Annotated in this window: 2 protein-coding genes; both read right to left on the bottom strand. The window is 63.9% G+C overall.

The features are described from left to right. The coding region (locus tag EOD07_RS33380; RefSeq protein ID WP_206519637.1) for a 2-oxoglutarate and iron-dependent oxygenase domain-containing protein at positions 1–458 on the bottom strand (458 nt) is incomplete at its 3' end. 78 nt (positions 459–536) lie between these two features. Next, positions 537–1,737 (bottom strand): DHA2 family efflux MFS transporter permease subunit (locus tag EOD07_RS33385; RefSeq protein ID WP_127238255.1); only part of this gene is annotated, 1,201 nt, incomplete at its 5' end.

Raw genomic sequence — 1,737 nt, forward strand, 5'->3', positions numbered from 1 at the left:
GCCAGGTCCTCGAGAGCCGCGTAATAGGCTTTCCAGGCTTCGACGAAGCCCACTGGCTCGGCCGGCCAGATCGTCTCGGCGTAGCAGAAGGCCAGCGCCTCCGGGTCCTTCATGCCCGGCGGCACGCGGAGGGGTCCGCCGTTGAAGCTCTCCTTCAAGTCCGGCGGCGTGTCGACATTGCGGGATTTTGCCAGCGCCTCGAGCTCGGGGCCAAGATATCCGTAGGGATAACCCTTGTAGGGCGCCTTCGAGCGCTGCTTTTCCTCGGGTGGCAGGTCGAAGAAAGCCTTCGCCTTCGACCAGGCGGCGTCGATCACTGCCTGCGGAACGCCGTGGTTCTTGATCGCCAGGAAACCGGTGCTGCGACAGATGTGGTCGACCTCGCGGCCGAGCGCCTTCTTCTGCGCGGCGCTCGCAGTCTCGAATTGTCCAAGATCGAATACGGGAAATGTCTGCATCGCATTCATCCGACCGCTCAACGCTGGAACGATGCAGCTTGTCCCGGCTGTGATCTAGGACCAACCGGCGTGGCGGTCCTAGTCCATATGCGCCGCGGGCGCCCCACCCGCCGGCGCCGCTTTCGGCTTGCGCAGCAGGATGACGAACGGGATCGCGACCAGCGTCATCACCATCAGGAGTTTGAAATCGTTGATGTAGGAGATCATCATCGCCTGGGCGTTGACGGCTAAGTCGACCTGCGAAAGCGCCGCGGGATCGCCGGCTGCGGCTGCCGGCGACGCGGCCCACAGGTTCGGGTTGTACGGGTTGATGAAGGTCGAAAGCTCGGTGTGGTTGATCTGCGTGTTGCGCACCATCAGTGCCGCGACCACCGACACGCCGATCGAGGAGCCCAGATTGCGCACCAGGCTGAACAGCGAGGTGGCGTCGGTGCGGTAGCGCGCGTCGAGCGTGGCGAAGGCGACCGCCGACAGCGGCACGAACACCATGCCCATGCCGAGACCCTGGATGACGCCTGAGGTGATGATCAGCCAGTTGTCCATCTGCGGCGTGAAGCTCGCCATGGTGTAGAGCGACTGCGCGGTGAGCAGGAAACCGATGGCGACGAGGATCCGTGCGTCGATCCTGTGCATGATGCGGCCCACGACCAGCATGGAAATCATCGTGCCGATGCCGCGCGGCCCCAGGACGACGCCGATCGTCACGGTCGGATAGCCGAAGATGTTGGCAAGCATCGGCGGCAACAGCGACATCGAGGCCAGGATCAGCACGCCCATGACGAAGATGAAGCCCAGCCCGGTCACGAAATTGCGGTCGAGGAAGATCTTTGGATCGATGAAGGGATGCTCTGCCGTCACCGTGTGGATGATGAACACCCAGAAGCCGGTGAGCGACAGAGCGAGCTCGATCCATATTTCGGCCGAATTGAACCAGTCGACCTCGCCGCCGCGGTCGAGCAGAAGCTGCAGCGCCCCGACGCCGACCGAGAGCATGGCGAAGCCGAAGAAGTCGAAGCCGCGCACACGCTTGGCGATGACGGGGAGATAGACGGCCATGCCGAGGAAAGCGAGGATGCCGACGGGCAGGTTGATGAAGAACACCCAGCGCCAGTTGAAGTTTTCCGTCAGCCAGCCGCCAAGCGTCGGCCCCAGGATCGGCCCAAGCATGATGCCAGCGCCCCAGATCGCCATCGCCTGGCCGTGGCGCTCCCTCGGGTTGATGTCGAGCAGGAAGGTCTGCGACAGCGGCACGATGGCGGCGCCGAACACGCCCTGCAGC

The sequence above is a fragment of the Mesorhizobium sp. M2C.T.Ca.TU.002.02.1.1 genome (assembly GCF_003997225.1).